Origin of the sequence: Rhizobium sp. NPDC092011 (assembly GCF_044756305.1) — a bacterium.
In the GTDB taxonomy this organism is placed as follows: domain Bacteria; phylum Pseudomonadota; class Alphaproteobacteria; order Rhizobiales; family Rhizobiaceae; genus Rhizobium.
This window is the reverse complement of sequence record NZ_JBIVSO010000004.1, coordinates 86,167-113,133: the sequence shown is the minus strand read 5'-3', so window position 1 is coordinate 113,133 and position 26,967 is coordinate 86,167. Positions and strand designations below refer to the sequence as shown.

Annotated in this window: 21 protein-coding genes and 1 tRNA gene; 10 read left to right on the top strand and 12 right to left on the bottom strand. The window is 60.7% G+C overall.

Annotation, left to right across the window (positions count from 1 at the left end):
* Positions 1 to 11 precede the first annotated feature (11 nt).
* Together fdhD and ACIQJ2_RS18845 are read left to right on the top strand one after the other, a co-directional pair.
* Positions 12 to 839 carry a formate dehydrogenase accessory sulfurtransferase FdhD gene (gene fdhD, locus ACIQJ2_RS18850; RefSeq protein ID WP_400674279.1) on the top strand — a complete coding sequence of 276 codons (828 nt, stop codon included), beginning with the start codon at positions 12 to 14 and terminating at the stop codon, positions 837 to 839.
* Positions 829 to 1,095: a formate dehydrogenase subunit delta gene (locus ACIQJ2_RS18845; protein WP_400674281.1), complete on the top strand. Its 267-nt coding sequence runs from the start codon at positions 829 to 831 to the stop codon at positions 1,093 to 1,095. The genes fdhD and ACIQJ2_RS18845 overlap by 11 nt, the downstream gene beginning before the upstream one ends.
* A gap of 173 nt (positions 1,096 to 1,268) precedes the next feature.
* Here the strand turns inward: ACIQJ2_RS18845 and ACIQJ2_RS18840 are convergent, their stop codons facing one another.
* The 7 genes from ACIQJ2_RS18840 to ACIQJ2_RS18810 all read right to left on the bottom strand — a co-directional run bounded on the left by ACIQJ2_RS18840 (position 1,269) and on the right by ACIQJ2_RS18810 (position 13,218).
* Entirely contained in the window at positions 1,269 to 2,201 is a 933-nt protein-coding gene (locus tag ACIQJ2_RS18840) for an alanine--tRNA ligase-related protein (protein WP_400674283.1), read from the bottom strand.
* Positions 2,202 to 2,318: 117 nt separating this feature from the next.
* Positions 2,319 to 3,992 (bottom strand): methyl-accepting chemotaxis protein, encoded by a 1,674-nt coding sequence (locus ACIQJ2_RS18835; RefSeq protein WP_199143592.1) that lies wholly within the window; start codon positions 3,990 to 3,992, stop codon positions 2,319 to 2,321.
* Positions 3,993 to 4,289: 297 nt separating this feature from the next.
* Entirely contained in the window at positions 4,290 to 4,766 is a 477-nt protein-coding gene (locus ACIQJ2_RS18830; protein ID WP_199089818.1) for a chemotaxis protein CheW, read from the bottom strand.
* Between the two features lie 371 nt (positions 4,767 to 5,137).
* Entirely contained in the window at positions 5,138 to 6,073 is a 936-nt protein-coding gene (gene rocF, locus ACIQJ2_RS18825; RefSeq protein ID WP_400674286.1) for an arginase, read from the bottom strand.
* Positions 6,074 to 6,458: 385 nt separating this feature from the next.
* The gene (locus ACIQJ2_RS18820) at positions 6,459 to 10,643 is read right to left on the bottom strand and encodes a translocation/assembly module TamB domain-containing protein (protein WP_400674289.1); all 4,185 of its coding nucleotides are present in this window, start codon (positions 10,641 to 10,643) and stop codon (positions 6,459 to 6,461) included.
* A 65-nt stretch (positions 10,644 to 10,708) separates the two neighbouring features.
* On the bottom strand, positions 10,709 to 12,634 hold the full coding sequence (locus tag ACIQJ2_RS18815) for an autotransporter assembly complex family protein (protein WP_400674292.1): 1,926 nt from the start codon (positions 12,632 to 12,634) through the stop codon (positions 10,709 to 10,711).
* Between the two features lie 284 nt (positions 12,635 to 12,918).
* Positions 12,919 to 13,218: a glycine zipper domain-containing protein gene (locus ACIQJ2_RS18810; RefSeq protein WP_037148932.1), complete on the bottom strand. Its 300-nt coding sequence runs from the start codon at positions 13,216 to 13,218 to the stop codon at positions 12,919 to 12,921.
* A gap of 296 nt (positions 13,219 to 13,514) precedes the next feature.
* Here ACIQJ2_RS18810 and ACIQJ2_RS18805 point away from each other — a divergent pair, with 296 nt between their 5' ends.
* The 4 genes from ACIQJ2_RS18805 (at position 13,515) to hemA (ending at position 18,677) form a co-directional block, all read left to right on the top strand.
* A complete protein-coding gene (locus ACIQJ2_RS18805; RefSeq protein WP_400674294.1) occupies positions 13,515 to 14,003 on the top strand; it encodes a (2Fe-2S)-binding protein in 489 nt (162 codons plus the stop codon).
* 82 nt (positions 14,004 to 14,085) lie between these two features.
* Positions 14,086 to 16,431 (top strand): xanthine dehydrogenase family protein molybdopterin-binding subunit, encoded by a 2,346-nt coding sequence (locus ACIQJ2_RS18800; protein ID WP_400674296.1) that lies wholly within the window; start codon positions 14,086 to 14,088, stop codon positions 16,429 to 16,431.
* A 20-nt stretch (positions 16,432 to 16,451) separates the two neighbouring features.
* Positions 16,452 to 17,246 (top strand): FAD binding domain-containing protein, encoded by a 795-nt coding sequence (locus ACIQJ2_RS18795; RefSeq protein WP_400674299.1) that lies wholly within the window; start codon positions 16,452 to 16,454, stop codon positions 17,244 to 17,246.
* 219 nt (positions 17,247 to 17,465) lie between these two features.
* Entirely contained in the window at positions 17,466 to 18,677 is a 1,212-nt protein-coding gene (gene hemA, locus ACIQJ2_RS18790) for a 5-aminolevulinate synthase (protein WP_199147279.1), read from the top strand.
* A gap of 127 nt (positions 18,678 to 18,804) precedes the next feature.
* Here the strand turns inward: hemA and ACIQJ2_RS18785 are convergent, their stop codons facing one another.
* The 3 genes from ACIQJ2_RS18785 to dxr form a co-directional block, all read right to left on the bottom strand.
* Complete coding sequence (locus ACIQJ2_RS18785) at positions 18,805 to 19,437, bottom strand: LysE family translocator (protein WP_400674303.1); 633 nt, start codon at positions 19,435 to 19,437, stop codon at positions 18,805 to 18,807.
* Positions 19,438 to 19,597: 160 nt separating this feature from the next.
* Positions 19,598 to 20,512 carry a pyridoxal-phosphate dependent enzyme gene (locus tag ACIQJ2_RS18780; RefSeq protein WP_400674305.1) on the bottom strand — a complete coding sequence of 305 codons (915 nt, stop codon included), beginning with the start codon at positions 20,510 to 20,512 and terminating at the stop codon, positions 19,598 to 19,600.
* Between the two features lie 97 nt (positions 20,513 to 20,609).
* Positions 20,610 to 21,803: a 1-deoxy-D-xylulose-5-phosphate reductoisomerase gene (gene dxr, locus ACIQJ2_RS18775; RefSeq protein ID WP_400674307.1), complete on the bottom strand. Its 1,194-nt coding sequence runs from the start codon at positions 21,801 to 21,803 to the stop codon at positions 20,610 to 20,612.
* Positions 21,804 to 22,003: 200 nt separating this feature from the next.
* On the opposite strand from dxr, the gene ACIQJ2_RS18770 reads away from it, so the two are divergent.
* The gene (locus tag ACIQJ2_RS18770) at positions 22,004 to 22,270 is read left to right on the top strand and encodes a BON domain-containing protein (protein WP_400674310.1); all 267 of its coding nucleotides are present in this window, start codon (positions 22,004 to 22,006) and stop codon (positions 22,268 to 22,270) included.
* A gap of 75 nt (positions 22,271 to 22,345) precedes the next feature.
* Positions 22,346 to 22,807 (top strand): Ivy family c-type lysozyme inhibitor, encoded by a 462-nt coding sequence (locus tag ACIQJ2_RS18765; protein WP_400674313.1) that lies wholly within the window; start codon positions 22,346 to 22,348, stop codon positions 22,805 to 22,807.
* Between the two features lie 35 nt (positions 22,808 to 22,842).
* On the opposite strand, the gene ACIQJ2_RS18760 is transcribed toward ACIQJ2_RS18765, so the two are convergent.
* Both ACIQJ2_RS18760 and ACIQJ2_RS18755 read right to left on the bottom strand, forming a co-directional pair.
* Positions 22,843 to 22,919, bottom strand: a tRNA-Arg gene (locus ACIQJ2_RS18760).
* Positions 22,920 to 23,040: 121 nt separating this feature from the next.
* Positions 23,041 to 24,201, bottom strand: coding sequence for a M20 aminoacylase family protein (locus tag ACIQJ2_RS18755; protein WP_400674316.1), 1,161 nt, complete (start codon positions 24,199 to 24,201; stop codon positions 23,041 to 23,043).
* A gap of 193 nt (positions 24,202 to 24,394) precedes the next feature.
* On the opposite strand from ACIQJ2_RS18755, the gene ACIQJ2_RS18750 reads away from it, so the two are divergent.
* Positions 24,395 to 25,561 (top strand): D-alanyl-D-alanine carboxypeptidase family protein, encoded by a 1,167-nt coding sequence (locus ACIQJ2_RS18750; RefSeq protein WP_400674319.1) that lies wholly within the window; start codon positions 24,395 to 24,397, stop codon positions 25,559 to 25,561.
* A 117-nt stretch (positions 25,562 to 25,678) separates the two neighbouring features.
* On the top strand, positions 25,679 to 26,878 hold the full coding sequence (locus ACIQJ2_RS18745) for a CobW family GTP-binding protein (protein ID WP_400674322.1): 1,200 nt from the start codon (positions 25,679 to 25,681) through the stop codon (positions 26,876 to 26,878).
* The last annotated feature ends 89 nt before the right edge of the window (positions 26,879 to 26,967 follow it).

Here is a 26,967-nt window from a genome sequence, read left to right as displayed (position 1 = left end):
CCCATCATCCAATGACCAAGTTCACCCCCACGACCACCGTCCCCGAGACCGCCCGTCGCAATGGCATTGTTCGCTCGGGTTCCCGTATCGTCCCCGAGGAGGTGCCGATCGCCTTTTCCTATGGCGGCACATCGCATGCGGTCATGATGGGAACGCCCGCCGATATCGAGGACTTTGCCGTTGGCTTCAGCCTGACCGAAGGCATCATTACCGATATCGGCGAGATCGCCGCGATCGAGCCGATCGAGGACGAGCAGGGGATCGACGTGCAGATTGCACTGGTCGACGATGTGGCGGATGCGCTGCGGCTGCGCCGCCGACATATGGCCGGTCCCGTCGGTTGCGGCCTCTGCGGCATCGAATCGATCGAGCAGGCGGTGCGCAAGGTGCCTGACGTTTCGAAGGTCGCCTTAAAGCTCACGCAGAAAGATATCGTCAGGGCGATTGCTCTGCTCAACGACGCCCAGCCGTTGCATCGCGAGACGCGCGCGGTGCATGGCGCAGGCTTTTATATCCCTTCGGAAGGATTGCTTGCCGTGCGCGAGGATGTCGGCCGGCACAATGCGCTGGACAAGCTCTGCGGCGCGGTCATTCGCTCCGGTCGCAAGGGCGCCGATGGCGTGGTGGCTGTGACCAGCCGGCTATCCGTCGAGATGGTGCAGAAGGCAGCGATCCTCGGCAGTTCAGTGCTGGTCGCCATTTCTGCGCCGACCGCGCTTGCCATTCGCACGGCCGAAGAAGCCGGCATGACGCTGGTGGCGCTGGTGCGCGGCGACGATTTCGAGATTTTCACCCATCCGCATCGCATTATCACGGGGAGCATCGCCGATGTCGCCTGAGGAAACGCCGCACGGCAAGACCGAAACCAAGCTCATCTATATGGCGAACCAGATCGCCACCTTCTTCAAGACCCAACCGGCGGATGAGGCGGTGGAGGGTGTGGCTACACACATCAACAAATTCTGGGAGCCGCGCATGCGGCGCCAGCTTTTCGCAATCATCGATCACGGAGATAGCGGGCTCAACCCTCTGGTGCTGGAAGCAGCCGCGCTGATCCACAAGCCGGTGCCGCTGGAGGAAATTAAGCCGGCTTAGCAATCGGAAAACGAGAGGGCGTGTGGGTGACGCTCACGCGCACTTACGCGCTGTTCGGTTGAAATTGATCCACTCAGGATCAATCGGACGGTGTGAAACCGGAGAGATATGGTTCCGGAATCGATGGGTGCCCCGTTGGTCAACTTGACTTACGGGGCACCCAGATCTTTGTCTCAGGTCTGATCGGACGAAATCGTCTCGGGATCGATGCCATGGGTATCGAACCACCACTCCACGGATTTATCCGGGTATTTGTGGCGGAGCCGCTCGTATTTCTGCAGGAGGCGTTCCTGACGCTCCACTTCCTGCTGGAAGAACGGGTGGTCCAATGTACCGCCAACGGAGTGGATGCGGCGCAGAAGCTTGCGAAGCACATAGCCCTGCTCCTTGTTCCCGGGATGATAGCCGCTATCGATGATCTTCAGTGCCGTGCTGCGAAGCGTCTCGAGAGCGTTCTCCGGCAATGTCCCGTTCGAAACCATGTCGAGTCGCTCGGCTCCAAAGCCAGCGTCGATACAGGTGTCGAGCGGATTGACGATGTTGCCGATCTCGATTCCATCCTTGTAGAACTCGGTACAATAGCCACTGATACTGCCGTCGCTCCACGTGCATTCGGGGTCTGCTACGATCCGAACGCGGCCGCGATAGAGCAGCGACCATTCATCGATCTTGCTTGGATGGATCGTGACTTGGTCTGGCCAGGCGCCAATCAGCTCGAGAAATTCGAGCCAGAACTCGATGGCGTCGGAGAGCGTCATCTCCCGGAAGGAGAACAGCCCGAGCATGGTGAAATGTAGGAAGTGGGTGCCGTCGCCAATCTCATCGAGGTCTCCCATCCGCAGGCATGCCTGACTGTTCGAGACGGTGCCCCTATGGGAGGGATTGGAGAAGAGCGGCTTGTACTGCTGCATACCAGCGCTACAGAAGAGCGTGGTATCGTCATGCGGCCGTACGGAAGCGAAGCATGCATAGTCGATGCCTTTGGAAAGGCAGTAGTCACGGTAGTCGTGTATCAGGCGTCCCGCGATGTCATAGGCAACCTCCTTTTGGTTTATATGCCGAGGCGAAAAATAGAGAAGCCCCGCCCGGATTGCAAGGTGAGCCATCCGGCAAGGTCTTTCCCTGCGGACGGGGTCTTTCGACGGTTGCATCGCGAGCTTTGAAAAAAGCAACGCCCCGAATGATCGGGGCGGCTTGATATTGATGAGACAGCTGCAGCGAAATCAGGCGGCCCGCCGCATAACTATCTCCCTGATGATCGCATCCGCCATGCGGAACTGGGCGAGCAGTGTGTGAAGCGTATCCGCTTCGTTGGCAAGCCTGAGGCTTGCCGCGGTGCTTTCTTCAACCATGGCGGCGTTCTGTTGCGTCGTCTGATCGAGCGAATTGATCGCCGCATTGATTTCCCTGAGGCCGATCGTCTGTTCCTTGGAAGCCTTCACGATGGCGGCGACATTGGCGTTGATGTCGCCGACCTGGGTAACGATTTCTTCCAGCGCCTTGCCCGTCTGGCCGACGAGGCCGACGCCGTTTTTCACATGCTCGCTCGATGTGGTGATCAGTGCCTTGATTTCCTTGGCGGCGCTGGCGGAGCGCTGCGCCAACTCCCGCACTTCCTGTGCCACGACCGCAAAGCCCTTGCCTGCCTCGCCGGCCCGTGCCGCCTCAACGCCGGCATTCAGCGCGAGAAGGTTGGTCTGGAACGCGATGTCGTCGATCACGCCGATGATGTTGGTGATCTCGCGGGAGGATTTTTCGATCTGGTCCATGGCGGCGACGGCGCTGCGCACCACCGTGCCGGATTGTTCGGCGCCGCGCTTGGTTTCCGCGACCAGACGCCCGGCTTCCTCTGCCCGCTGGCTGGAATCGGCGACCGTAGTGGTGATCTCTTCCAGTGCGGCTGCGGTTTCCTCTACCGACGCTGCCTGCTGCTCCGTACGTCTTGAGAAGGCTTCCGCCGAATCTCCAAGTTCGCGCGAACCGGCGGCAATGGCGCTGGCATTTTCGCCAACCGTTGTCAGCGTCTCCGAGAGCCTTTGGATCGTTGCGTTGAAGTCGTGGCGAAGCTGCTCCATCGAAGGCACGAAGGATCGATCGAGCGTCTTGGTCAGGTCGCCTTCGGACAGGCTGCGCAGCGCGCCTGCCAGTTCACTGATGGCGCTCATACGCGAGGTGACGTCGGTTGCGAATTTCACGACCTTGTAGACCCGCCCGTCGGCGTCGACGATCGGATTATAGGCTGCCTGGATCCAGATTTCCTTGCCGCCCTTGCCGTAGCGGACGAACTCGTTGGCGATGAACTCGCCTTGCGCCAGGCGCTGCCAGAAGCGTTTGTACTCTTCCGTGCGCGTATAGGCCGGATCGCAGAAGATGCTGTGATGTTTTCCGACGATCTCGCCGAGCGTATAACCCAGCGCGTTGCAGAAGTTCTCGTTCGCTGTCAGGATATCACCGGTCGGCAGGAATTCGATGACCGCCTGCGAGTGAGAGATGGCCGCAAGCTTGCCGGCATCGTCGATCGCCTTCTTCTTGGTTTCGGTGACATCGGCGGCAAATTTGACGACTTTCACCGGCTTGCCGTTGCGGAAAACGGGATTGTAGGAGGCCTGGATCCAGATCTCGCGATTGCCCTTGGCAAATCGCTTGTAGGTGCCCGCATCATGTTCGCCACGGCCGAGACGCGCCCAGAAATCCTGATAGGCGGGCGTCGTCACAAAGGTCGGTTCGCAGAACATGCGGTGGTGGTTGCCGACGATCTCTTTCAGGTCATAACCCAGCGCGCGGCAGAAATTCTCGTTTGCGGTCAGGATCTTACCTTGAAGATCGAATTCGATGATGGCCTGTGACTTGGAAACGGCGGACAGAATGCGGCTAGCATCCGATGATAGGCTGAACATTCCTATTCCCTCTCAGAAGGCTCGCGCTTGCGAAGCGTCGATTGATGGCATCGAAGCGGGCGGCCGTGCTCGTCGGCGCACCGAAATTACGGCGCTCCGCGCGGGAATGGTCGGAATGTTGAGATTGTATTTCTCTCCTCGCTTCACACGTTAATGATGCGTTGGCCCCATTAATTTTGAGTAAAATTTAGCGTATTAGAAATTATAAACTAAATAAAATACACTTGCCTAAAATTAGTGGCAATAAAAAAGCCGCCACCCAAAGGTAGCGGCTTTTTCAAACAACATTCTGCGAGTTTAGGCGGCTAGTTCTTCTGCTTCGCTTTCCTTGAACATCTTGGCAAGGTTCAGGAAGCAGATCATTCCATTCTCTGTGGCGATAATGCCTTCGCAATAAGCGCGGTCGAAGGATGCCGTCACTTCCGGAACCGGTTGAACCTGGTCGGAAGCGATGGTGAGGATATCCGATACGCGGTCGACCAGCATGCCGATGACCATGTTGTGGACTTCCGCAACGACGATTGCGCTGCGCTCGTTGGCGACCGTGCTCTGCATGCCGAGCTTGTAGGCAAGGTCGATGATCGGGATCACGGAGCCGCGCAGGTTCATGACGCCTATGACATCAGCCGGTGCGTGCGGGATCGGCGTCGACGGCGCCCAGCCGCGGATTTCGCGGATCGTGGTGGTCTTGACGCAGAATTCCTGCTCATGAAGCCGGAAAGCAATAATCTCCAGTGTTTCGCCGCTGAAGCTGGTGGAATTGATCGTGGCCATGAACGTTCTTCCCATTGAACCGTAACGCCAAATGCGGCGCGTTGAGGCTACGATAGAACAAGAAGATTGCTTAAACCTAAACCTATACAAGCGGCTTCATTAGTATTGGCTGGCAAAGCAAGATGCTGGAAGTATCCAGGTTGTAAGGGAAGAGCAGCCACCCGCCCTCGTGGTTCGAGACGGCCCTTTGGGCCTCCTCACCATGAGGGCTGGTCTTTCGAGTGCTGCCGCCAAGAGGGGCAAGCTATATCGAAGAAAGGGCCCAATCCACCCTCATCCTGAGCCTGTCGAAGGACGAGGGTGGCCCCAGATAGGAATGTTCGCCCGCTGGCAACCCACCACCGGATTCCTTTGCCAGCCGGACAGCGCCGTTAGGCCGCTCTGGTCGGACGGTCGAAGATGCGGCGGCCGAAGAGGCTTGCCGCCATCTCCACCAGGACGCGGGCGCTCTTGCCGCGATCGTCGAGGAAAGGATTGAGTTCGACCAGATCCAGCGACGAGACGAGGTTGCTGTCGGAGAGCATCTCCATGATGAGATGCGCTTCGCGATAGGTCGCGCCACCCGGTACCGTGGTTCCTACGCCCGGCGCGATGTCCGGATCGAGAAAATCGACGTCGAAGCTCACATGCAGCAGGCCGTTGGCGGCGCTCACGGTATCGAGCACCTTGCGCATGATGGCGGCTACGCCCTGCTCGTCGAGCGAGCGCATGTCGAAGACATTGACGCCGTGTTCGCGAATTTCCTCGCGCTCGCGCGGATCAACGGAGCGGATGCCGACCTGGAAGACCTTGGTCGGGTCGACCAGCGGCCGGCCGGCCGGCAGGACGTTGGCGATTTCGGCTTCACCGCAGAAGAAGGCGACCGGCATGCCGTGAATATTGCCTGACGGCGATGTCGCCGGTGAATTGAAATCGGAATGTGCGTCGAGCCAGAGGACGAAGAGGGGACGGCCGACTTCGGCGGCATGGCGCGCCATGCCGGAAACGCTGCCCATGGACAGGCTGTGGTCGCCGCCGAGGATCAGCGGGAAGCCGCCGGAGGATGCGACATCATAGACCTTTTCTTCGAGAGCGCGCGTGAAGGCGCCGACGATCTTCAGATTGTGCGCCTTCGGATCTTCGGGCAGGTCTGCTGCCGGCGCCGGGCGCAGGTCGCCGCTGTCGGTCACGCGGTGGCCGAGTTCGATCAGCGTGGTTTCGATGCCGGCGATGCGCAGAGCTGTCGGGCCCATGCCGGCGCCTCGGCGGCCCGAACCTTCTTCAAGGGGAACGCCGATCAATGTGATGGTGGTGGATTGCGTATTCATCGGCACTGCTCCGAGAGTTGGATGCTATTGGTTCGGGCATTATTGATTTTCTGCATGACAGCAAAAAGATGGAAAATTGTCGAAAATTGATGAGCTTTCGACAGATTGTTCAATGCGATTTGCCATAATGATAGGCGTAAGGGTGGCTTTGTGTGCGACCTGCTCAGTACATTGAGCAACAATGCGCATTCCCGTTTCATCCCGGCGATTGCGATTTGTCGGCGCGTGCGGTCGTTTCTGCACGGATGAAGCGGCGGCCGGCGCCATCGTCGCTGGATCTCGAGCAGGTTAGAGGCGCTTGCAGCGGGGTCGGGCTGTTCAACGGCAATCGGCGCTCCTGAACCCATTTATCCAGCCGAAGACCGGCGGTACAGGTTTCCGAGGCCTAATATTCGTGCTCGTAGACGATGCCGGCTTCGCCCGCACCGTCCGATCCAGCTGCGCCGCGCAGTTTTACGCCGCGCCCGACATCGAGATTGATGATCGCCTTGGTGTTGTTGGAAGCGCCCTGCTGGAGCTCGATATAGGTACGCTTGTTGATGTATTTGCCGGCGCCGACCTGTGCCTGGCCGTTCGCATCGGTCGAGATATCAAGATCGTCAACACCGAGATGGCTGCGCAGACCTTCGAACAGCGAGGTGGAGCGACCGCCTGCCAGCTGGCTTGCCGCATCGGCCAGCTGAGCGATCTGCATGGCCGACAGTTTCGACATCGACTGGCCGAAGATCAACTGGGCCAGCACCTCGTCCTGCGGCAAGGCGGGGGAGGAGGAGAAGCCGATCTGCGGGTCGGTCGCGAGGCCCGTTACGTCCACCGTGATGGTGGTGGAGCTCACCGAAGACGTCGCCTCCATGTTGAGCGCGGGCGTCAGGTCGCCGCCGAAGGTGATCTTGCTGCTGTCGGTAAAATCCAGCCGCCGGCTGAGGATGGTCAAGCGGCCGCGTCGCATGGTGAAGCCACCGGATACGACCGGTTCTGCCGCAGTGCCGCGAACCGTGAGGCTGCCGCCCAGCTCCGCATCGATGCCGCGACCACGTACGAAAATCTGCGAGGGCGCATCGAGCTGCAGGTCGATGCCGAGCGTCGTCGACTTGCTTCGCGGCCTTTCCGGCTGCTGGTCCTTGAACTGGGCCTTGACGGCGGCGGAGGCGTTCTTGTGCTTGATATTGATCTCAGAGAGCGATGCCGGCAGCTTTTCGGGCACGGTGATCGACGCCTTGTTGATGCGCAGATTGCCCGTCAGCATCGGCGCGGTCATCAGCGGCCCCTTGACGCCGAGCGTGCCGTTGACGGTTGCCGCTACCAGCGTCCCGTCGACATAGGTGGCATTGTTGAACTTCACCTGGATATCGGCGGGGAAACCGCTGTCGGGGGTAATGCCGACCGTACCGCTGCCCGAAATGCTGCCGCCACTCGCCAGGTTACCGCTCAGCCGGGAGATGACGGCTTGCTTTCCGTCCAGCGTCACGGCTATCGCGAGACCGTTCAAGGTGAGGTTGCGACGCACATCGACAAGCTTGGCGCCGTCGGTGGAAATCGAGCCGGTGATGGCCGGCGCTGCGGTCGTGCCGCCGACCTGCATGTCGATCCTGGCCGCACCGGTCATCACGAGGCCCTGCGCGGCAAGCTGGCCGGCAAGCGCGTCGAATGGCAGATTGCCGGAGAATTTTAGCGCCATGGCCTTGCTGCCGGCGATGGCGACCGTACCACCGCCGTTGAGCGCCAAGCCGCTTTGTCCCGTCAGATTGGTATTGATGGTGACGACGTTGTCGGCGAATTTGCCATCCGCCTTGATGCCGAGCGGCGCAAGGCCGGCCGATTTCGTTTGGCTGGTGGCGGCGCCCGACCAATTGGTCTGGAACGCCACGACGGGCGATGTCGCTTTGCCGGTGACCGATACGGTGCCGGAGATGGCGCCTTCGGCGGCAAGTGTCGGCGCGAAGACGTTGGCAAGGTTCGCAGGCAGGTTGGCAATCTTGGCATTGATGTTCAACGCCTGACCGGCCGTGCCGTCGACGGTGACGGAACCGCCGCCCGTCTGAAGGGTCAGGCCGTTCAACGTGACGATCCCGTCCTTGATCACGATCTTTGTGGGAGCAGCGAGCTTGACCGGGATCGTGCGCGGCGCGCCCGCAAAAGCATCGAGGCTTACGGTCGTCTGGCCGCCAGCCGTCTCGACGCTGCCGCGCGTGGTCAGCGGTGCATTGTCGTAACTCGATTTCAGATCGAAATTGGTGCGGCTACCCTGTTGCGCAAAGGTCAAACCCAGATCGGCGATGCGGTTTGCACCGGAGGCGATCGCGTCGGCGCGGATGCTGCCATTGGCCGAGAATGCCTTGAGATCGTCGACGGTAAGTGCCACTGCTGGCTTGCTGACGACCAGATTGTCGCGCCGGATGCCGTTGCCGCTGGCGTTGACCTTCAGCCCGATCTTGCCGTTGGCGCTCGAAATGTCGAGCGAGCCCTTGAGGTCGCCCTCCGCCTTCTGTCCCGCGAGAGCGGCGAGCAGGCTGAGGTCGGGCAAGTCGAATGTCAGCGCGCCGTTCGGCTCGAAGCTTGGAGAGAGATCCAGCTTGCCCTGCAGCTTGTTCGTGCCGATTTCAGCCGATAGGGAGGGAATGCTCGTGCGACCATCCTTGGAAATGGCGTCGGCCGTAATATGGATCGGCTTGCCGTCGATCGCGCCGCTTGCCTGGATATTGGCCTGTGGCGCCTTGGGATCGGCAGTTCCCGTCATGCCGATGTCGAGCGTGTCCAAGAGCCGCCCCGCCAGCTTGACGTTGACAGCCTTGACCGTAGCGTCGATGCCGAGGGCGCTCAGCGGACCTTTGGCCTTGAGGCCGATATCGGCCTGTCCCTGTGCATTGGGGACGAGCTTGGAAAGATCCAGCAGCTTGCCGGTGAGATCCGATGTCAGCGACTGCTGATTGAGCGCAACGTTGCCGCGGATTTCGGCGATGTTGGATTTAACCGCCAGATTGGAGATGCTCATCTTGGTCGGCACGGTGCCGCCGACCTGGCCTTCCAGCGAGATCGTGCCCTCAAACTTGTTCGATACGCCATCCGGCAGGACGCCGGGCAGGGCGAACAGCTTGAAATTGCCGGTCAGCGCCTTCGATGACAGCGTGTATTTGCCGTTGACCGTGCCGCCGATGCTGGCGCTTTCCAGCGTCGTGTTGTTGAAGCCGATCGTATCCGACGAGAGCTGCAGAGGTGCGGTCAGAGCGATCGGTGCGCGGACCAAACGGTTGAGATCGGCGCTGACGAAGGCGGTTTGGCCGACGACGAGCTTCAGCTGCAGCGGACCGGACATGGTCGCAAGACTGAAGGCGTCGCTCCTGGCGCTCAGATTTACCTGGCCGATCTGACCCTGTGGCGTGCTGGCGCTGTCGACGGCAGCCTTTGCGTCGATCTTTACCGATTGCGCCGCACCCGTGAGCGCGACGTCGACGCGCGAAATCAGAGCGCGCACCTCGCCGCCGTCCATCGGCCAGCGAAAATCGACCGGGCCGGAGGTGCCGATCAGGTTGGCGTTGAGGCTGTTGTTGCCCGCTGGGTCGAGCGTACCCGATGCGGCGACAACGACGCTGCCGGTGGCGAGATTGCCGGTCTGGATATCGATCTTGCCCTTGCCGTCGAAGGTGGCCGCGAGATCTATGGTCGTCTGGCCGGCAAAAAGCGGGCGCATGGTGGGGGGCAGCAGCGAGTTGACATTGCCGCCGCCCTTGACGTCGATGTGATGGAGGCCATCGCCAGAAAGACTGTGGTGGCCGTTGATGGCGACAGTCGGCTTCCCGTCGAGGGCGGCCTGCAGCTTGCCGGCCCAATTGGAGAGAGGGCCTTCGCCCGAAAGATCGATATTTATGGCCGGGCCGCCCGGCAGGTGCAGAAGGCCGGCCAGCATGCCGTCGCGCGGCTCGGAAATCTGCGTCTTCAGCTTCAGCTGGTTTTCGGCGGGAGCGAACGCGATGTCGGCGGTCAGCTTGGCGTCGGGCACATCCTGCCTGGAGGCATTGAGCGTGAGGCCCATGCTGCTGCTGTTCGCCTTGACGCTGCCATCGGCTGCCAGATTGAAATCCTGTCCGGCCACGGCCTGTCCAATGCGAAGGTCGGGCAGCGCGATCCGGCCGATATCGATGGCGATGGGCAGAGAGAAGCCGCCACTGCTTGCAGATTGCGTTTCCTGCGCGGGCGCAACCGTCGAGACCGGCAGACGCTGGAAATCGATCACATCGGCAGCGACGCGATCGGCGTGGAATGTGCCTGTCAGCAGCGACAGCGGCGACCAGTCGATCGCGAGATTCTGCACCTTGGCAAAAACGCCCTTCGTGTCGGCAACCGTGATCGAGCCGACTTTCAGGTTGCCGCTGAGCAGCCCCGAAGGTGCGGCAATGGTGATGGTATGGTCGGGCGTCGAGGCGAGCTTGGCCACCTGAGTGACGGCATAATTGGTTGCGGAAGGTATCATGCCGACGATGAGCACAGCCGTGATCACGAGCAACAGGATTGCCACGACCGCATAGGCGATCCAGCGTACCAATCTCCCGAGGATTCGAATCAATATGCTCATGAAGGCAACAATAATCCCAATTTTGTAACCGTGTGCTGAAACGTCCGCGACAACTATACGTTTCGTCAGAAGGCCTGGCCGATGCCGGCATAGATACCATAGGCCGTGCCGCCATTGTACTTGTTCAGCGGAACGGCGACATCAAGTCTGATCGGACCGAATGGCGTAGCGTAGCGCAGGCCGACGCCCGCGCCAATGCGCAGATCGGAAAAGTCCGGAAATGCGGTATCGGTGACGCTGCCCGCATCGACGAAGGGCACGACGCCGATCGTATCGGTGATCTTCACGCGGGCCTCGAACGAAGCCGTCACATAGGAGCGTCCGCCGAGCGCATCGCCGTTGGAATTGTAGGGCGTGATCTCCTGGTAGCCGTAACCGCGCACCGAGCCGCCGCCGCCCGCATAGAAGCGACGGGTCGCCGGGATATCCTCGATACCGTTCGCGCCGATCAACGAGCCAGCGGCAAGCTTGCCGGCGAAGACGACATTGTTGTTAGCGCCGATGCCTTGATAACCGGTGACCGAGCCCTCGAAGGAGCTGAATACCGAGCCGCCCATCGCTTCATAGCTGGGTTTGGCGCTGATCGAGGCGCGATAGCCTTCGGTCGGGTCGAGCTTGTTGTCGCGCGTGTCTCTGACATATTCGAGCGGGATTGCGACCGTCAGATACTTGTGCTTGCCGAAGGCGTCGGTGGTGTCCGCCTCATAGCTGACTTCGCCGCCGGCGGAGACTGTATCCTGATCGTTGATTTCGTAGGCGAGGCCGGCGCCTGCCGTGACGGTGTTGGCGTCGTAGGCATCCGGATGCAGGGTCTGCATCTTGAGCGCGGCGGTAAAGGTCGCCGAAGGATAGAAGGTTGCCGGCCTGACATAGGTGAGCCCGGCCGTATAATCGAGCTGGCTGAAGTCCGTGGTTTCGCCGATGCGGGAAACCGATCCTTCGATGCGCAGCGAATCCGCGCGGCCGGTCAGATTGCGATGTCCCCAATAACCTTGAAGGCCGAAGCCGTCGATGGTGGAATACTGTGCGCCGACGCCGAAGAAGCGCTGCTTGCCTTCGGATACTTCGATGGTCGTCGGGATGCTGCCGTCCGGCGCCAGCTTGTCGGCTTCGCGGATGGTGACGCTCGAAAAGACGCCGAGCTTTCTCAGTCGGTCCGAAGCCTTCTTCAGCTCATCGGGCGAGTAGGGTTTGCCCTCGTTGATGCGCGCGTAGCGCTTGATGAAGTCCGGATCGACGGACTTCTGGCCTGTCACGCCGACATTGCCGAAAGGTGCCACGGGGCCACTGTCGATCTTCAGCGAGACATCGACCGTATTGGTGGCGTGGTCGGCAACGACATCGCGCTTCTCGAGTTTGGCAAGCGGGTGCCCTTCTTTCTTGAAGTCGGCAACCATCTTGTCGCCCGCCTTCAGAATGGTCAGAGAGCCTGCGTCGCCGCCGCGCGCGAGACCATAACTCCCGGGATCCAGTCTGGCGGCATCTCCCAGCAAATGAATATTGCCGAGCTTGAACAGCGGGCCTGGATCGACGCTGATGGCAACGGCGACGGGTTTGGAGCGAGCGAAGGTGGGGGTCGGCGGCAATGCATCGAGGGGCGTGCCGTTGATGGTAATGGTCACGACACCGCCATAGCGGGCTTTCTCGTAGAGGGCGGCGATGAGACGGTCACGATCGTCGCGCGCCTTCACGACGACGCCAAGGTCGCCGGATACGGCTTTGTCCTTGTCCGCGATCAGCATCGACGTGTCGCCGAGCGCGCTCTTCAGATCCTTGTCGAGATTATCGGATTTGAAATCTACCGTGTAATGAACGGGATCGGAAACTTGGTCCGACGTCTCGTCCTTGCCCCAGAGCTTGATGCCGAAGAGTTTGAACGCGAAGGCATTGTCAGCCCAAACCGGGCCGAGCGCGAGCGCTGCCGCAACCGCTGCAACGGTTCCTGCCTGCCGATACGCAATACTCTTCTTCGGTTCAGTTCTTTTATGCATACGCCGCTTTACGGTTACATGAGAACTTACTCAGCTTGACGTTTCCCCCAGGTTAACGCGCGGCCACCATAGAGGCAAAAGTCCCTCAGGTGTACCGTTTTGGAGTCAAAAACCTCGAAAAGATGACCTCAAAGGGCAAGAACGCATGGATTTGCATGGTCTGCCGTCAAGCTCTGGCGATCGGTAACACAGCACGTTAGAGGTGTTCCGGCTCGGCATTCAGGCAGAAAAAAAGCCCCGGACTTGCGATCCGGGGCTTCGATATCTGCTGGATCCAGGATTGATCAGTAGCCGCCGTAGCCGCCACCGTATCCACCGCGATAGCCGCCACGCGGGCAATCGTCGATGTAGCGACGGCCGTAGCGGTCGCGGTAGTAGCACTGGCCAGGCTGTTCCTGAACGCTGCCGATGACCGCGCCGGAGACGCCGCCGATAGCTGCGCCAACTGCTGCGCCGCGAACGTTGCCGGTGACTGCGCCGCCGATGATAGCACCGGATGCCGCGCCGATACCTGCGCCCTGTTCTGTCGGCGTGCAGCTTGCGATAGACAAGCCGACCAATGCGAGCATTAGAATCTTCTTCATTTATTCTCTCCAACGTTAGTTACGCCGAACCCGGCAACGTCGTCCCAATTCTTCAGCTCCACCACGATGGGCTGTCTTTTCAGTCCTGCAACTACGGAAAAATATCGTGCAAAATGTGATTGTCCATTGGGACTGAATAGTTTTTTTGTTTCTGGTTAAAGCTGGCCTCGTATTCGAACAATAAAGCAATCGAAGCGGTATAGAAAATCGACTGCTCCGCTAAAGTAAAGGTTGATTGGACTATAAAAAAGTCAAATGATGCCTTCTGCCTCTGGAGGAGAGGCGAGGAGGAAAATATGGCAAAAGTGACTTTGACGGTGAACGGCCGTGCGGTCAGTGGCGAGTGTGAGGATCGCACGCTGCTTGTCCATTTCATCAGGGAAAAGCTCGGCCTCACGGGAACGCATGTCGGCTGCGACACGAGCCAGTGCGGCGCCTGCGTCATCCATATGGACGGCAAGTCCGTGAAGAGCTGTTCCATCCTGGCCGTACAGGCTTCCGGCTCCAAGATCACAACCATCGAGGGTCTGGCCGCCAATGGCGAACTGCATCCGGTTCAGGCTGCCTTCAAGGAGCATCATGGCCTGCAATGCGGGTTCTGCACGCCTGGCATGGTGATGACGGCGGTCGACATGATCAACCGCCACGGCGGCACGCTCGACGAGAAGACCGTCCGCAGCGAGCTGGAAGGCAATATCTGTCGATGCACCGGCTATCACAATATCGTCCAGGCGGTTCTGTCCGCTAATGCTGAAATGCATGCCGCCAATCAAGCGGCGGAATAAAGTTTCACCGAGACCGTCTGGCGACGCGCCTGGACCGTGATCTTGGCGAATTGCCGGGCCCGGAACCCCAATGGAGGATGTGATGGGCGTTGAAGGCATTGGCGCGCGCGTGGCGCGCAAGGAAGACAAGCGATTTCTGACGGGCAAGGGGCGCTATACCGACGACATGGTAACGCCGGGCATGAAATATGCCTATTTCGTCCGTAGCCCGCATGCGTATGCGAAGATAAAGGGCATCGATATTTCTGCAGCTATGGCGATGCCAGGCGTGATCGGCGTGCTTGAAGGCAAGCAGCTGCTCGCCGATGGCATCGGCAACCTGATCTGCGGCTGGATGATCCATTCCAAGGACGGCTCGCCGATGAAGATGGGCGCCTGGCGCCCCCTGGCGGTCGATACCGTCCGCTACGTCGGCGATGCCGTCGCCATCGTGGTTGCCGACAGTCTCGGCGAAGCACGCGATGCCGCCGAGGCCGTGGCGGTCGATTACGAGGAGCTGCCGGCCGTCGTCGAGGCGGTGGATGCGCTGAAAGCTGGCGCGCCGCAGATCCATCCGGAGTCGTCGGACAATCTGATCTTCGACTGGGAACTTGGCGATGCGGCAGCGACGGACAAGGCGATCGCCGAAGCAGCACACGTCACCGAGATCGAGCTCCACAACAACCGTCTCTCGCCGAACGCCATGGAGCCACGCGCCACGCTCGGCATCTACGATGCGGCCGAAGACCACTACACCTGCTACACGACCAGCCAGAACCCGCATGTGGCACGGCTCGTCATGAGCGCATTCTACAATGTCGCGCCGGAAAACAAGCTGCGCGTCATTGCGCCTGACGTCGGCGGCGGCTTCGGCTCGAAGATCTATATCTACCCGGAGGAAATCGTCTGTCTCTGGGCGTCGAAGAAGACCGGCGTGCCGGTCAAGTGGACGGCGGATCGCACGGAAGCCTTCCTGACCGATGCGCATGGCCGTGACCATGTTTCCAAGGTCAAGATGGCGTTCGATGCGCAGAACCGCATGACGGCGCTGAAGGTCGATACGATCGCCAATCTCGGCGCCTACATGTCGCTCTTCTCGTCGGCGGTGCCGACCTATCTCTACGCGACGTTGCTATCGGGCCAATATGCCATTCCGGCGATCCACGCCAATGTCCGCACGGTCTATACCAACACCGTGCCTGTTGACGCCTATCGCGGGGCAGGGCGGCCTGAGGCGACTTATCTGCTTGAGCGCACGGTGGAAACGGCGGCACGCGAACTTGGTGTCTCGCCGGCGGAGCTGAGAAGGATCAATTTCATCCGCTCCTTCCCGTACCAGACCCCGGTCATCATGAACTACGACGCCGGTGACTATGAAGCTTCGCTCAACGCCGCCATGCAGCAGGCGGATTGGAGTGGCTTCCCCGCGCGTAAAGCCGAGGCCGCCGCCCGCGGCATGAAACGCGGCATCGGCATGAGCTGCTATATCGAGGCATGCGGCATCGCGCCGTCGCAGGCCGTCGGGTCTCTCGGAGCCGGCGTCGGCCTGTGGGAATCGGCCGAGGTGCGGGTGAATGCCGTTGGAACGGTGGAGGTGCTCACCGGTTCGCACAGCCACGGGCAGGGGCATGAGACGACCTTTGCGCAGCTGGTCGCGGACCGGCTCGGCGTGCCGATCGACAGTATTTCGATCGTCCACGGTGACACCGACAAGGTGCAGATGGGTATGGGCACCTATGGTTCCCGCTCTGGCGCCGTCGGCATGTCCGCCGTCGTCAAGGCGCTGGACAAGGTCGAGGCGAAGGCGAAGAAGATCGCCGCGCATCTCATGGAGGCCGACGAAAGCGATATCGTCATCGAGAACGGCGAGCTGAAAGTGGCAGGCACCGACAAGGCGCTGCCATGGTTCCAGGTGGCACTCGCCTCCTATACGGCGCACAATCTGCCCGCCGGCATGGAGCCGGGTTTGAAGGAAACCGCCTTCTACGATCCGGCGAACTTCACTTTCCCGGCCGGCTGCTACATCTGCGAGGTCGAGATCGATCCGGAAACGGGCAAAACCGAGATCGTGCAGTTCGTTGCGGCCGACGATTTCGGCAATATCATCAATCCGATGATCGTCGAGGGACAGGTGCATGGCGGCATCGCGCAGGGCATCGGCCAGGCGCTCCTGGAAGGCGTGCATTATGACGAGAGCGGCCAGCTTCTGACGGCAAGCTTCATGGATTACACCATGCCGCGCGCCGACGACCTGCCGTCCTTCAAGCTCTCGCATCAGAACACGCCTTGCCCGAGCAATCCGCTTGGTATCAAGGGATGCGGCGAGGCGGGCGCCATCGGCTCGCCGCCGGCGCTGATGAACGCCATTACCGACGCCATCGGCAACAACGCCCTGACCATGCCTGCCACGCCGCTCAAGGTGTGGGAAGCAGCGCAGGCTACAGCCTGAGAAGAGAGGAGGAGAAGACAATGTACGCAACCAACTATCATCGCGCCTCCTCGGTCGACGAAGCCGTCAAGCTTCTTTCGAACGCAGACGAGGGTAAATATGTCTCTGGCGGCATGACGCTGATTGCCACCATGAAGCAGCGTCTGGCCTCGCCTGGTGATCTCGTCGATCTCCGGCATATCCCCTCGCTCAAGGGTATCCGCGTCGATGGCCGTAGGGTCACCATCGGCGCGGCAACCACCCATGCCGAAGTCGCCTCCTCGGCGGCGATCCATGCGGTCTGTCCTGCTCTCTGTGAATTGGCCGGAATGATCGGCGACCCGCATGTCCGGCATATGGGCACCATCGGCGGCTCGGTCGCCAACAATGATCCGGCGGCCGATTATCCGTCGGCGATGCTGGCGCTCAATGCCACCATCGTCACCGATCGGCGTCAGATCGCGGCTGATGATTTCTTCCGAGGCCTGTTCGAAACGGCGTTGGAGGGCGCTGAGCTGATTACCTCCATCGCCTTCGATGCGCCGGAGAAAGCGGGCTATGCCAAGTTCCCCAATCCGGCCTCGCGCTATGCGATGACGGGGGTCTTCGTCGCCAAGGGTGCCGGCGGCGTGCGCGTTGCCGTCACCGGTGCGGGTGCTGATGGTGTATTCCGTCAGTCAGACATGGAGCAGGCGCTTGCGGCGAATTGGTCGCCGGATGCCGTCGCGGGCGCAACGGTCGATCCGTCGTCGCTGCTGTCCGATCTGCATGCCACGGCGGAATATCGTGCCAATTTGATCAAGGTCATGGCCAAACGCGCCGTGGCTGCGGCATAGATTCGCCGCGAATAGGCCCGGAGCGGCGGGGTTTACCCTCCGCTCCGGAGAGAGTGTTTCCAGCATGGTTTCGATTGTCAAATTGACGTGAATGCGTATTCTTGTCTGGAATTGTTCAAAATTAGGGGCCATTTGCCGCAGCGGGCGCGAAAGCAATGCGGAGGGGTTGACGTGTGAACCGGCATTCTTGAAAACGGTCGCACGGTACTGGAGCAGATGATGGATTTCGAAGCATTTTTTAAGGGCGAGCTGGAAGGTCTTCACAATGAGGGCCGCTACCGGATCTTCGCAGATCTCGAACGCCGCCGTGGCAATTTTCCCCGCGCTACCCGCTATACGCCCAACGGCCCGCAGGAAGTGACCGTCTGGTGCTCCAACGACTATCTCGGCATGGGCCAGCATCCGAAAGTGATCGAGGCGATGAAGCAAGCGATCGATCACTGTGGCGCGGGTGCGGGAGGCACCCGGAATATTTCTGGCACCAACCACTATCATGTTCTGCTCGAGCAGGAACTCGCCGATCTTCACGGCAAGGAATCCGCGCTGATCTTCACCTCGGGCTATATTTCCAACTGGGCGACGCTCGGCACGCTCGGCGCGCGCATTCCCGGCCTCATCATCTTCTCGGATGCACTGAACCATGCGTCGATGATCGAAGGCATTCGCTATGCGAAGTGCGATAAGGTCATCTGGAAGCATAACGACCTGCACGATCTCGAAGCCAAGCTGAAGGCCGCCGATCCGAAGGCGCCGAAGCTGATCGCGTTTGAATCCGTCTATTCCATGGATGGCGATATCGCCCCCATCAAGGAAATCTGCGATCTCGCCGACAAATATGGCGCGATGACCTATCTCGACGAAGTGCATGCCGTCGGCATGTACGGCCCGCGCGGCGGCGGCATTGCCGAGCGCGAGGGACTGATGGATCGTCTGACCGTCATCGAAGGCACGCTCGGCAAGGCGTTCGGCGTCATGGGCGGCTATATCGCCGCGTCGACTGCGCTCTGCGATTTCATCCGCTCGTTTGCCTCGGGCTTCATCTTCACGACGTCGCTGCCGCCGGCGCTTGCCGCAGGCGCCGTCGCCTCGATCCAGCATTTGAAGGTCAGCCAGTTCGAACGCGCCCGCCATCAGGATCGTGTCCGCCGGCTGCGCGCGCAGCTCGACGCGGCAGGCATTCCGCACATGCCGAACCCGAGCCATGTCGTGCCTGTGATGGTCGGCGATGCTGCCAAGTGCAAGTGGATTTCGGATCTGCTGCTCGACGCCGGTGTCTATGTCCAGCCGATCAACTATCCCACAGTGCCGAAGAAGACCGAGCGCCTGCGCATCACGCCGACGCCGCTGCATTCGGATGGCGATATCGAACAGCTGGTCGGCGCGCTGCATGCGCTCTGGTCGCGCTGTGCGCTGGCAAGGGCTGTCGCGTAAGCGGCGGCTTTCTCAGCATGCCGTGCCGGAATTGAAGGGTACGGCTTCTGCCAAAAATCCAAATAGATCTCATTGCGGAAATGTCGGCTCCAGCCCATTTCCGCAATGACTTTTTATGGGGTCAGGATCAGCCTCGGCGTCCCAGGGCAAGACGGCACGCAAGGCCGGCAAAGACCGTCGCCAGCAGATATTGCGGCAGCTTCGGAACACGTTTGATCGCTGAGAGCCGACCTCGAATGTGGCTGCCGAGCATGATGACGGAGCCATTCACCAGAAAGCCGATCCCGTTCAGGATGGTGGCAAGCAGTGCCATCTGGACGATCATCGACCCGCCGTTCGGATCGACGAATTGCGGAAACAACGCGAGCACGAACAAGGCCATCTTCGGGTTGAGAATATTGGTCGCAAGGCCCTCGATGAATATGCGCTTGCCCGAAAGCCGTTTGAGCCCAGCCGAAGGCGCGAAGGCGGAACTTTGCGACCGCAAGGTCTTGAAGGCCAGATAAAGCAGGTAGGCGCAGCCTGCCCAACGGACGATTTCGTAGGCAATGGGTACGGTCAGGAACAGCCGCGACAGGCCGAGCGCTGCGGCCATGGCGTGGCAATAGGTGCCGAGCGCAATGCCGGCATAAGTGAGGAAACCGGCGGAGCGGCCCTGGCTGACGCTGCGCGAGGCGATGAGGAGCATGTCGGGACCGGGCGTGGCTGTCAGCACCAGCGCGGCGGCGGCAAACAATATGAATGTGGAGAAGTCCGGCATCTTGATTCCCTTGAAAGTGAGGCCGGAATTCCTCTCTAACAACATCCGCGGGAATGGCAATACCGGAAGTAAGTGGGTAATTTTACACTTACCTATCGACGCACGCCAAGGGCGACGACCATTGCGTCCAATGGCACCATTGTCCGAGAGGCAATGACAATCAGGATGCTTGCCAGGCCTCCAGCTGGGTAAGGGTGGCGGTCGCTCCACCACAGGCGACCATCAGAACGCGTTCGAAGGGGGCCAGCCGATCTGCATGGGCATAGGCGACGGCTAATGCAGCACCGCAAGCCGGCTCCACCAGAACGCGATGATCGCCGAGGAAACGCATACAGGCGTCAACGGCTGGGCGGTCATCGACGACAACGCAATCGACCGGTCTGCTTTGCGTGATCTCAAACGCGCGTTCGGCGACCTTTCGCGCACCCAGCGACGTGGCGATGCTGGTGATGGCAGGCAGTTCGACCGGCTTGCCGGCCTTTACCGCGGCCGCGAGCGATGCGGCGCCCGCCGTTTCGGCGGCGATGATCGAAACATGCTGAAGGCCGTTGCGATCGAGCCCTTCCGAAACGCCGGACAACAGCCCGCCGCCCCCGACCGAGAGAACCACCGCATCGAACTGCACCCCGGCGCGGACGACCTCGTCGATCATCGTTGCATGACCCGTCCAGAGGAGCGGGTCATCGAAGGGATGGATGAAGGCCGTTTCGGCATCGAGCGCCTGCAACGCGCGCTCATTTGCTTCCTGCCAGGATGCGCCATGCACAAAGACCTCGGCGCCTTCCTGGCGGATCAGCGATTTTGCTCGATCCGACGTGGTCTCGGGAACGAAAACCGAGACCGGGATCGAAAGGCGGCGACCGGCATAGGCGACGGCGATGCCGGCATTGCCGCCGGAGGAGGACACGAAGCGGCGCTTGCCGTTTGCGGCATGATGCTCGCAGGCAGCGCCTATGCCGCGGATCTTGAAGGAGCCGGGCGGTTGGAGCGCATCCATCTTCAACCAGACGGAGCGACCCGATGCCTGGCTGAGCGGGCGGGATTCGATAAGCGGAGTTTCGAGGTGAAGTGCCATGGACTGATCTGCCCCCGTGGGCGCTGTTGGCGATAGAGAGACGTGTAAGGTCGAGGGTCCGAAGCGCACGGAGCAACCGGAAAGATCGCGGTGTGTCTCAGGCCACCTTTTCCCTATGGGCGACAAGTGCGGCCGCGCGGCCGCGCGCTTCCTCGTCTGCGGCGAAGACCGCATCCATGGTCTCGGCGCCGCCGGTAGCGATCATTTCGTCCATGACGGCCTCGGCGATGTCAGCCATCTCGAGGAAGCCGATGCGACCGTCGACGAAGGCGTGAAAGGCGATTTCCTCGGCTGCATTCATGATTGCGCCCTGCAGGCCGCCGCGCTCCAGCGCGGTGCGGGCGAGGCGCAATGCGGGGAAGCGAACCTCATCTGGCGCTTCGAAATCCAGCCGCGCGAGTTTCGCAAAATCCAGCCGCTCGACGCTGAGCTTCGTGCGGGCGGGGTAGGTCAGCGCATAGCCGATGGCCGTGCGCATGTCGGGACAGCCGAGCTGCGCCAGCACCGAGCCATCCGTATAGCCGACCATGGAATGGATGACCGATTGCGGATGCACCACGACTTCGATCTGGTCGGGCCGCACGTTGAACAGGTGCTTGGCCTCGATCATCTCCAGCGCCTTGTTGAACATCGAGGCGCTGCCGATGGAGATCTTGAACCCCATCGACCAATTGGGATGTGCGCGGGCGACCGCTGGCGTGACATTGGCCATCTGCTCGCGTGTCCAGGTGCGGAAGGGACCGCCCGACGCCGTAATGATGATGCGCTCGACCGCGTGCTGCTGATCGTCTTCCAATGCCTGGAAGATGGCGCTGTGTTCGCTGTCGACCGGGATAAGCCGTCCGCCGCCTTCCGACACGGCGCGGACGAAAAGATCGCCGGCGGAGACGAGGCATTCCTTGTTGGCAAGGGCGATATCGGCGCCACGGTGGGCGGCCGCCAGTGTCGGCGCCAGGCCGGCCGTGCCGATGATGGCCGCCATCACCCAATCCGACTGCATGGATGCCGCTTCGATCAGCGCATTCTTGCCGGCGCCGACGGCGATGCCGCTGCCGGCAAGGGCATCCTTCAGCTGCTGATAGCGATCTTCGTTTGCGGTAACGGCGAAAGCAGCGCCGCAGGCCTTTGCCTGCTGCGCCAGCAGGTCGATATTGTCATGCCCGGTGATCGCGGCGATATCGAAGGCATCGCGGCCGCCCAGCTGGGCAACGACATCAAGCGTATTCTGGCCGATGGAGCCGGTCGAACCCAATATTGTCAGGCGACGCTTCGACTTACTATCGGTGATCATTCGGGTATCCGCATGTTGCTGTCATCTTCCAAGGCTCTACAGGGGAACGCGGGTAGCGGCAAGTATGCCGCAATGCAACCTCGCCATGCCGGCGATGCGCGTTTAAGGCGAAACTACTGATTTGATGATATTTTTCGCCAATTGCCGAACCAAATGCCTGGTGTCGCGTTTCCCGTCCACTTGTCTGCGGAGGGTAACGGATGGTTTTCAAGGCGGCGACATTCCATGGCGTGGAGCTTTATCTGGAAAGTGAACATTCGAGGCGTTCGGAACTGGAATCCACGGTTGCCAACGCGCTGGCTGTCGCCGGCGGTATCGATGCCTCCGATGTCAGGGTGATAGCCACAGGCCAGGAAATCCGTCTCGACGGCATGGTCGCCACCCAGCAGGAGGTGAAGCGGGCAACCACGGTGGCTGAGTCGATCCCAGGCGTCAGGCTGGTGAGGAACAGGATTGCGGTCGGGTAGTCTGTCGGCTTTTCAGGCCTTGTTCATCCTGAGGCCGATACGAATTCTCGGTGCAGGCAATTTGGGGGTAAGTGTATGAGAATGGTGACGATGGCCGCCGCCTTGGTTGGTACTCTATCCGTCGCAACGGGCGCGTTCGCTCAAGACAACCCCAGCACATTCCGCGAAATCGCCGCCAATCCCGCTGCCGCCGCAGCCTTCAAGGCCATGGCTGAAGGGCATCGGCTACCGGACTGGATACACGGGAAGAGCGTGGAATCTCCTGGTCACGAGGTCATGTTCGGGGGCGAAAAAGTCTATGTTATGAGCGCCTGCAAGCAGCACGATTGCGGCTCGGAGCGCATCGCCGTCATGTACGATCCCGGCAAGAAGATCATGTACGGACTGCTGTCGCTAGCCGATCAGAAAACCGTATCCGAGACGCTGACATGGCTGAATATCGGTCCGGGGAATGAAGCGATCGATGGCAGGACCATTCTCTATGCAGCACTGACGGGCAGCCTGGAGAACCATCCGGACGCGTTTAACTACAAGTGAATTGAAGGATCCAACGCCGGTTTGAGCTTGGCGAATGGTGATCTCGACGCGATTCGAACGCGTGACCCCCAGATTAGGAATCTGGTGCTCTATCCTGCTGAGCTACGAGACCACTCGGGATGATCCATACAAAAGCAAAGGCTCGAAGCCAAGCCCTTTTACGTCCTCAGGACAATTCGCTTTTGTAGCGCCGTGCGCCCTTGTGAGGCGCACGGGGAGTGGCGGCGCCTGCTTCAGGCGTTGAGACGCTGTTCGGCGAGTCGCACCCAGTAGGAAATGCCGTGGGCGATGGCTTCGTCGTTGAAGTCATAGGCCGGGTTGTGCAGGCCGGCGGTGTCGCCATTGCCGACGAAGATGAAGGCGCCGGGGCGGGCGAGCAGCATGTAGGAAAAGTCCTCGCCGCCCATCATCGGGTCGATATCGTCGATGACGTTCCCGGTGCCGGCAATTTCCTCGGCAACCGCGATCGCATGATCGGTCTCGTCGGCATGGTTGAAGGTGACCGGGTAGTTGCGCTGGAATTCGATGTCGACTTCGGCGCCATGGCTTGCGGCGATGCCGGAGACGATCTGTCTGAAGCGCTGTTCGGCGAGATCGCGCATTTCCGGATCGAGCGTGCGCACGGTGCCGGCAAAGCTCGCTTCGCTGGGGATGACGTTCTGTGCATGGCCGGCGTTGAACATCGTCACGGAGACGACGACCGATTTCAGCGGATTGGCGCTGCGCGAGGCGATGAGCTGCAGGTTGGAGATGATCTGCGTGCCGATGGCAATCGGGTCGATCGTCCGGTGGGGCATGGCTGCGTGGCCGCCCACGCCCTTGATGGAAACGGTGAATTCGTCCGTCGCCGCCATGATCGCGCCCTTGCGGATGGCGAAATGGCCGACAGGCAGGCCCGGCATATTGTGCATGCCGTAGACTTCGGCGATTGCGAAGCGCTCCATCATGCCGTCCTTGACCATGGCGTCGCCGCCGGCGCCGCCTTCTTCGGCAGGCTGGAAGATGACGGCGATATTGCCGTTGAAGTTGCGGTTCTCGGCGAGATACTTCGCAGCGCCGAGCAGCATGGCTGTGTGGCCGTCATGGCCGCAGGCATGCATCTTGCCCGGTGTCTCGGATGCCCAGGGCTTGCCGGTGATCTCGGTGAGCGGCAGCGCATCCATATCGGCGCGCAGGCCGACCGTGCGTCCTTCGCCCTTGCCGCGGATCAGGCCGACGACGCCGGTGCGGCCGATGCCGGTCACCACCTCGTCGACCCCGAAGGAGCGAAGCTTTTCGGCGACGAAGGCGGCGGTGTTCTCAACCGCATAAAGAAGCTCCGGCCGCGTGTGGATATAGCGGCGCCATTCGGTTACTTCGCCCTGGAGTTCTGCGGCTCTGTTCAAGATCGGCATGCTGATTTTCCTGCTGCTCACTATTGATTCTGGTTCAACTTGCGGGTCCGTCGGACAGCCTCTGCCAGTTTGTCGCGGCCTCTGGGGCGTGCCACCGGCAAATAAAGTCGTCAATCGCCTTTGCCTTCTCCTAGCCATATAGGTTAAATAGACGAAGCTTTCGAGAAAATTCCGGACCTCTGAAGGATAGATCGTGCCGACGAAGCAGAATCGTTTGTATGCCGCCCTGCGGCTTGTCCCTATGGCCGCAGCAGCATCCATGCTTTTCCTGTCGACCGCGCAGACGGCCGGAGCCAATCCGCATATTCTCGTCGATGTCAGCACCGGGCGCGTGCTCGATCAGCAGGAGGCGTTTCGCCGCTGGTATCCGGCTTCGCTCACCAAGCTGATGACGACCTATGTTGTCTTCCGTGCCTTGCAGTCCGGCCAGATCAAGCTCGACACGCCAGTCGTGATGTCGAAGCTGTCAGCCGCCCAGCCGCCGGCAAAGATGTACTTCAAGCCGGGCCAGAAGATGACGCTCGACAACGCCTTGAAGATGATGCTGGTCAAATCGGCAAACGACCTTGCCATGGCAGTGGCCGAAACCGTCGGCGGTTCGCAGCAGGGCTTCGTGGCGCGCATGAATGCGGAAGCGGCCCGTCTCGGCATGAGCGACTCGCATTTCATCAATCCGAACGGACTGCCGGGCAAAGGGCAGTATTCGACGGCGCGAGACCTTGCCATTCTGAGCGTCGCTCTGCGCCGCGAGTTTCCGCAATATGCCGGCTACTTCTCACTGGAAGGCTTTACCAACGGCGTGAAGCAGGTGCCGAATATCAATATGCTGATCGGCCGCTTCGCAGGCGCGGACGGCATGAAGACCGGCTTTATCTGCGCGGCCGGCTTCAATCAGATCGCATCGGCGACGCGCAACGGCCGCACGCTGATCTCGGTCGTTCTCGGCACCGACAGCCTTGCGGCGCGTGCCGACGATTCTGCCAATCTGCTGGAGAAGGGTTTCCAGAACCAGCTTTCGACCCGTGATACGCTGGCGACGCTCCGGCCCGATGCGCCGCTCTCGGGCGAGGTCGCCGATGTCACCGCGGATATCTGCAGCACCAAGGGTGCGCAGGCCCGCAGCGAGACCCGCGATCCGTTCGGCCGCACCAAAGTGCTGTCGCCCTATATCCATGAAATGGATCACGAACCCAATTTCATCTATGCCGGCCTGATCGGCGGCCAGGATATCGCCACTGCGGCCAAGGGCGACAAAGACGACGTTACCGCCAAGGGCGACAAAGCCACCAAGGACAACAAGATCGCGATTTCCGGCGGCGCGTCCAACGTGCCGATCCCAATGCCGCGTCCCACTTTTTAGAGCGATTCAGCTTTTCACGGAATCTCTGAACCGTTCTGTCTCTTTGTTTTCACGCAATTCCGGACGGAAAACCGCTACGCACTTTTCCTGGAATTGCTCTAGTATCGGATATCACCCATGAGCGTTTCACAGCAAAGAGTGCCGGTGGCGATCCTGACCGGTTTCCTCGGTGCCGGCAAATCGACCCTGCTTAACCGCATCCTCAAGGATGAGGCCATGCGCGATGCGGCCGTCATCATCAACGAGTTCGGCGATGTCGGCATCGACCATCTGCTGGTGGAAAGCTCCGGCGATGCCATTATCGAACTTTCCGACGGCTGCCTGTGCTGCACGGTGCGCGGCGAGCTGGTGGATACGCTGGCGAACCTGATGGATGCCATGCAGACCGGCCGCATCCGGCCGCTGAAGCGCGTCGTCATCGAAACGACCGGCCTTGCCGATCCTGCGCCCGTCATGCAGTCGATCATGGGCAACCCGATCATCGCCACCAATTTCGACCTGGATGGCGTCGTCACGGTCGTCGATGCGGTCAACGGCCTGCAGACGCTCGACAATCACGAAGAGGCGCGCAAACAGGTGGCGGTAGCCGACCGCCTCATCGTTTCCAAGACAGGGATCGCCGGTGCGGTGCCGGAAGCTCAACTGGAGAGCCGGCTGAGGGCGCTCAATCCGCGGGCGCAGATTCTGAACGCCGACAGCGACGAGGCCGGCCGCGCCGCCATTCTCATCAACGGTCTCTATGATCCGGCCTCCAAGATCGCCGATGTCGACCGCTGGCTTCGCGACGAGATGGAGGCGGACGACGATCACCACCATCATCATGACGGTCACGATCATCATCACGACCACGACCACCATCATGACGACCATGGGCACCATCACCATCATGGCCATCACCACGGCCATCGGCATCAGCATGCCCATGATGTTACGCGTCACGACGGATCGATCCGCTCGTTCTCGATCGTCGAGACCCAGCCCATCGATCCCATGGCGCTGGAGATGTTCATCGATCTCCTGCGCTCGGCGCATGGCGAAAAGCTCCTGCGCATGAAGGCGATCGTCGCCGTATCGGACCGGCCGGAGCGGCCCGTTGTGCTGCATGGCGTGCAGAACATCTTCCATCCGCCGGTGCGTCTGCCGGCGTGGCCCGATCCGGAAGACCGGCGCACGCGCATGGTGATCATCACCAAGGATTTGCCGGAGGATTTCGTGAAGGGCCTGTTCGACGCCTTCCTCAGCAAGCCGCGCGTCGACACGCCGGATAGGGCAGCGCTGCAGGACAATCCGCTCGCTGTGCCGGGAATGCGGTTCTAGAGCATGTCGCGCAGAAGTGTGCAGCGGTTCCGCGACGATGACATGTGCAGAATGAAGGAGCCGCAGCAGAGAAGCGGATCGTAGAGATC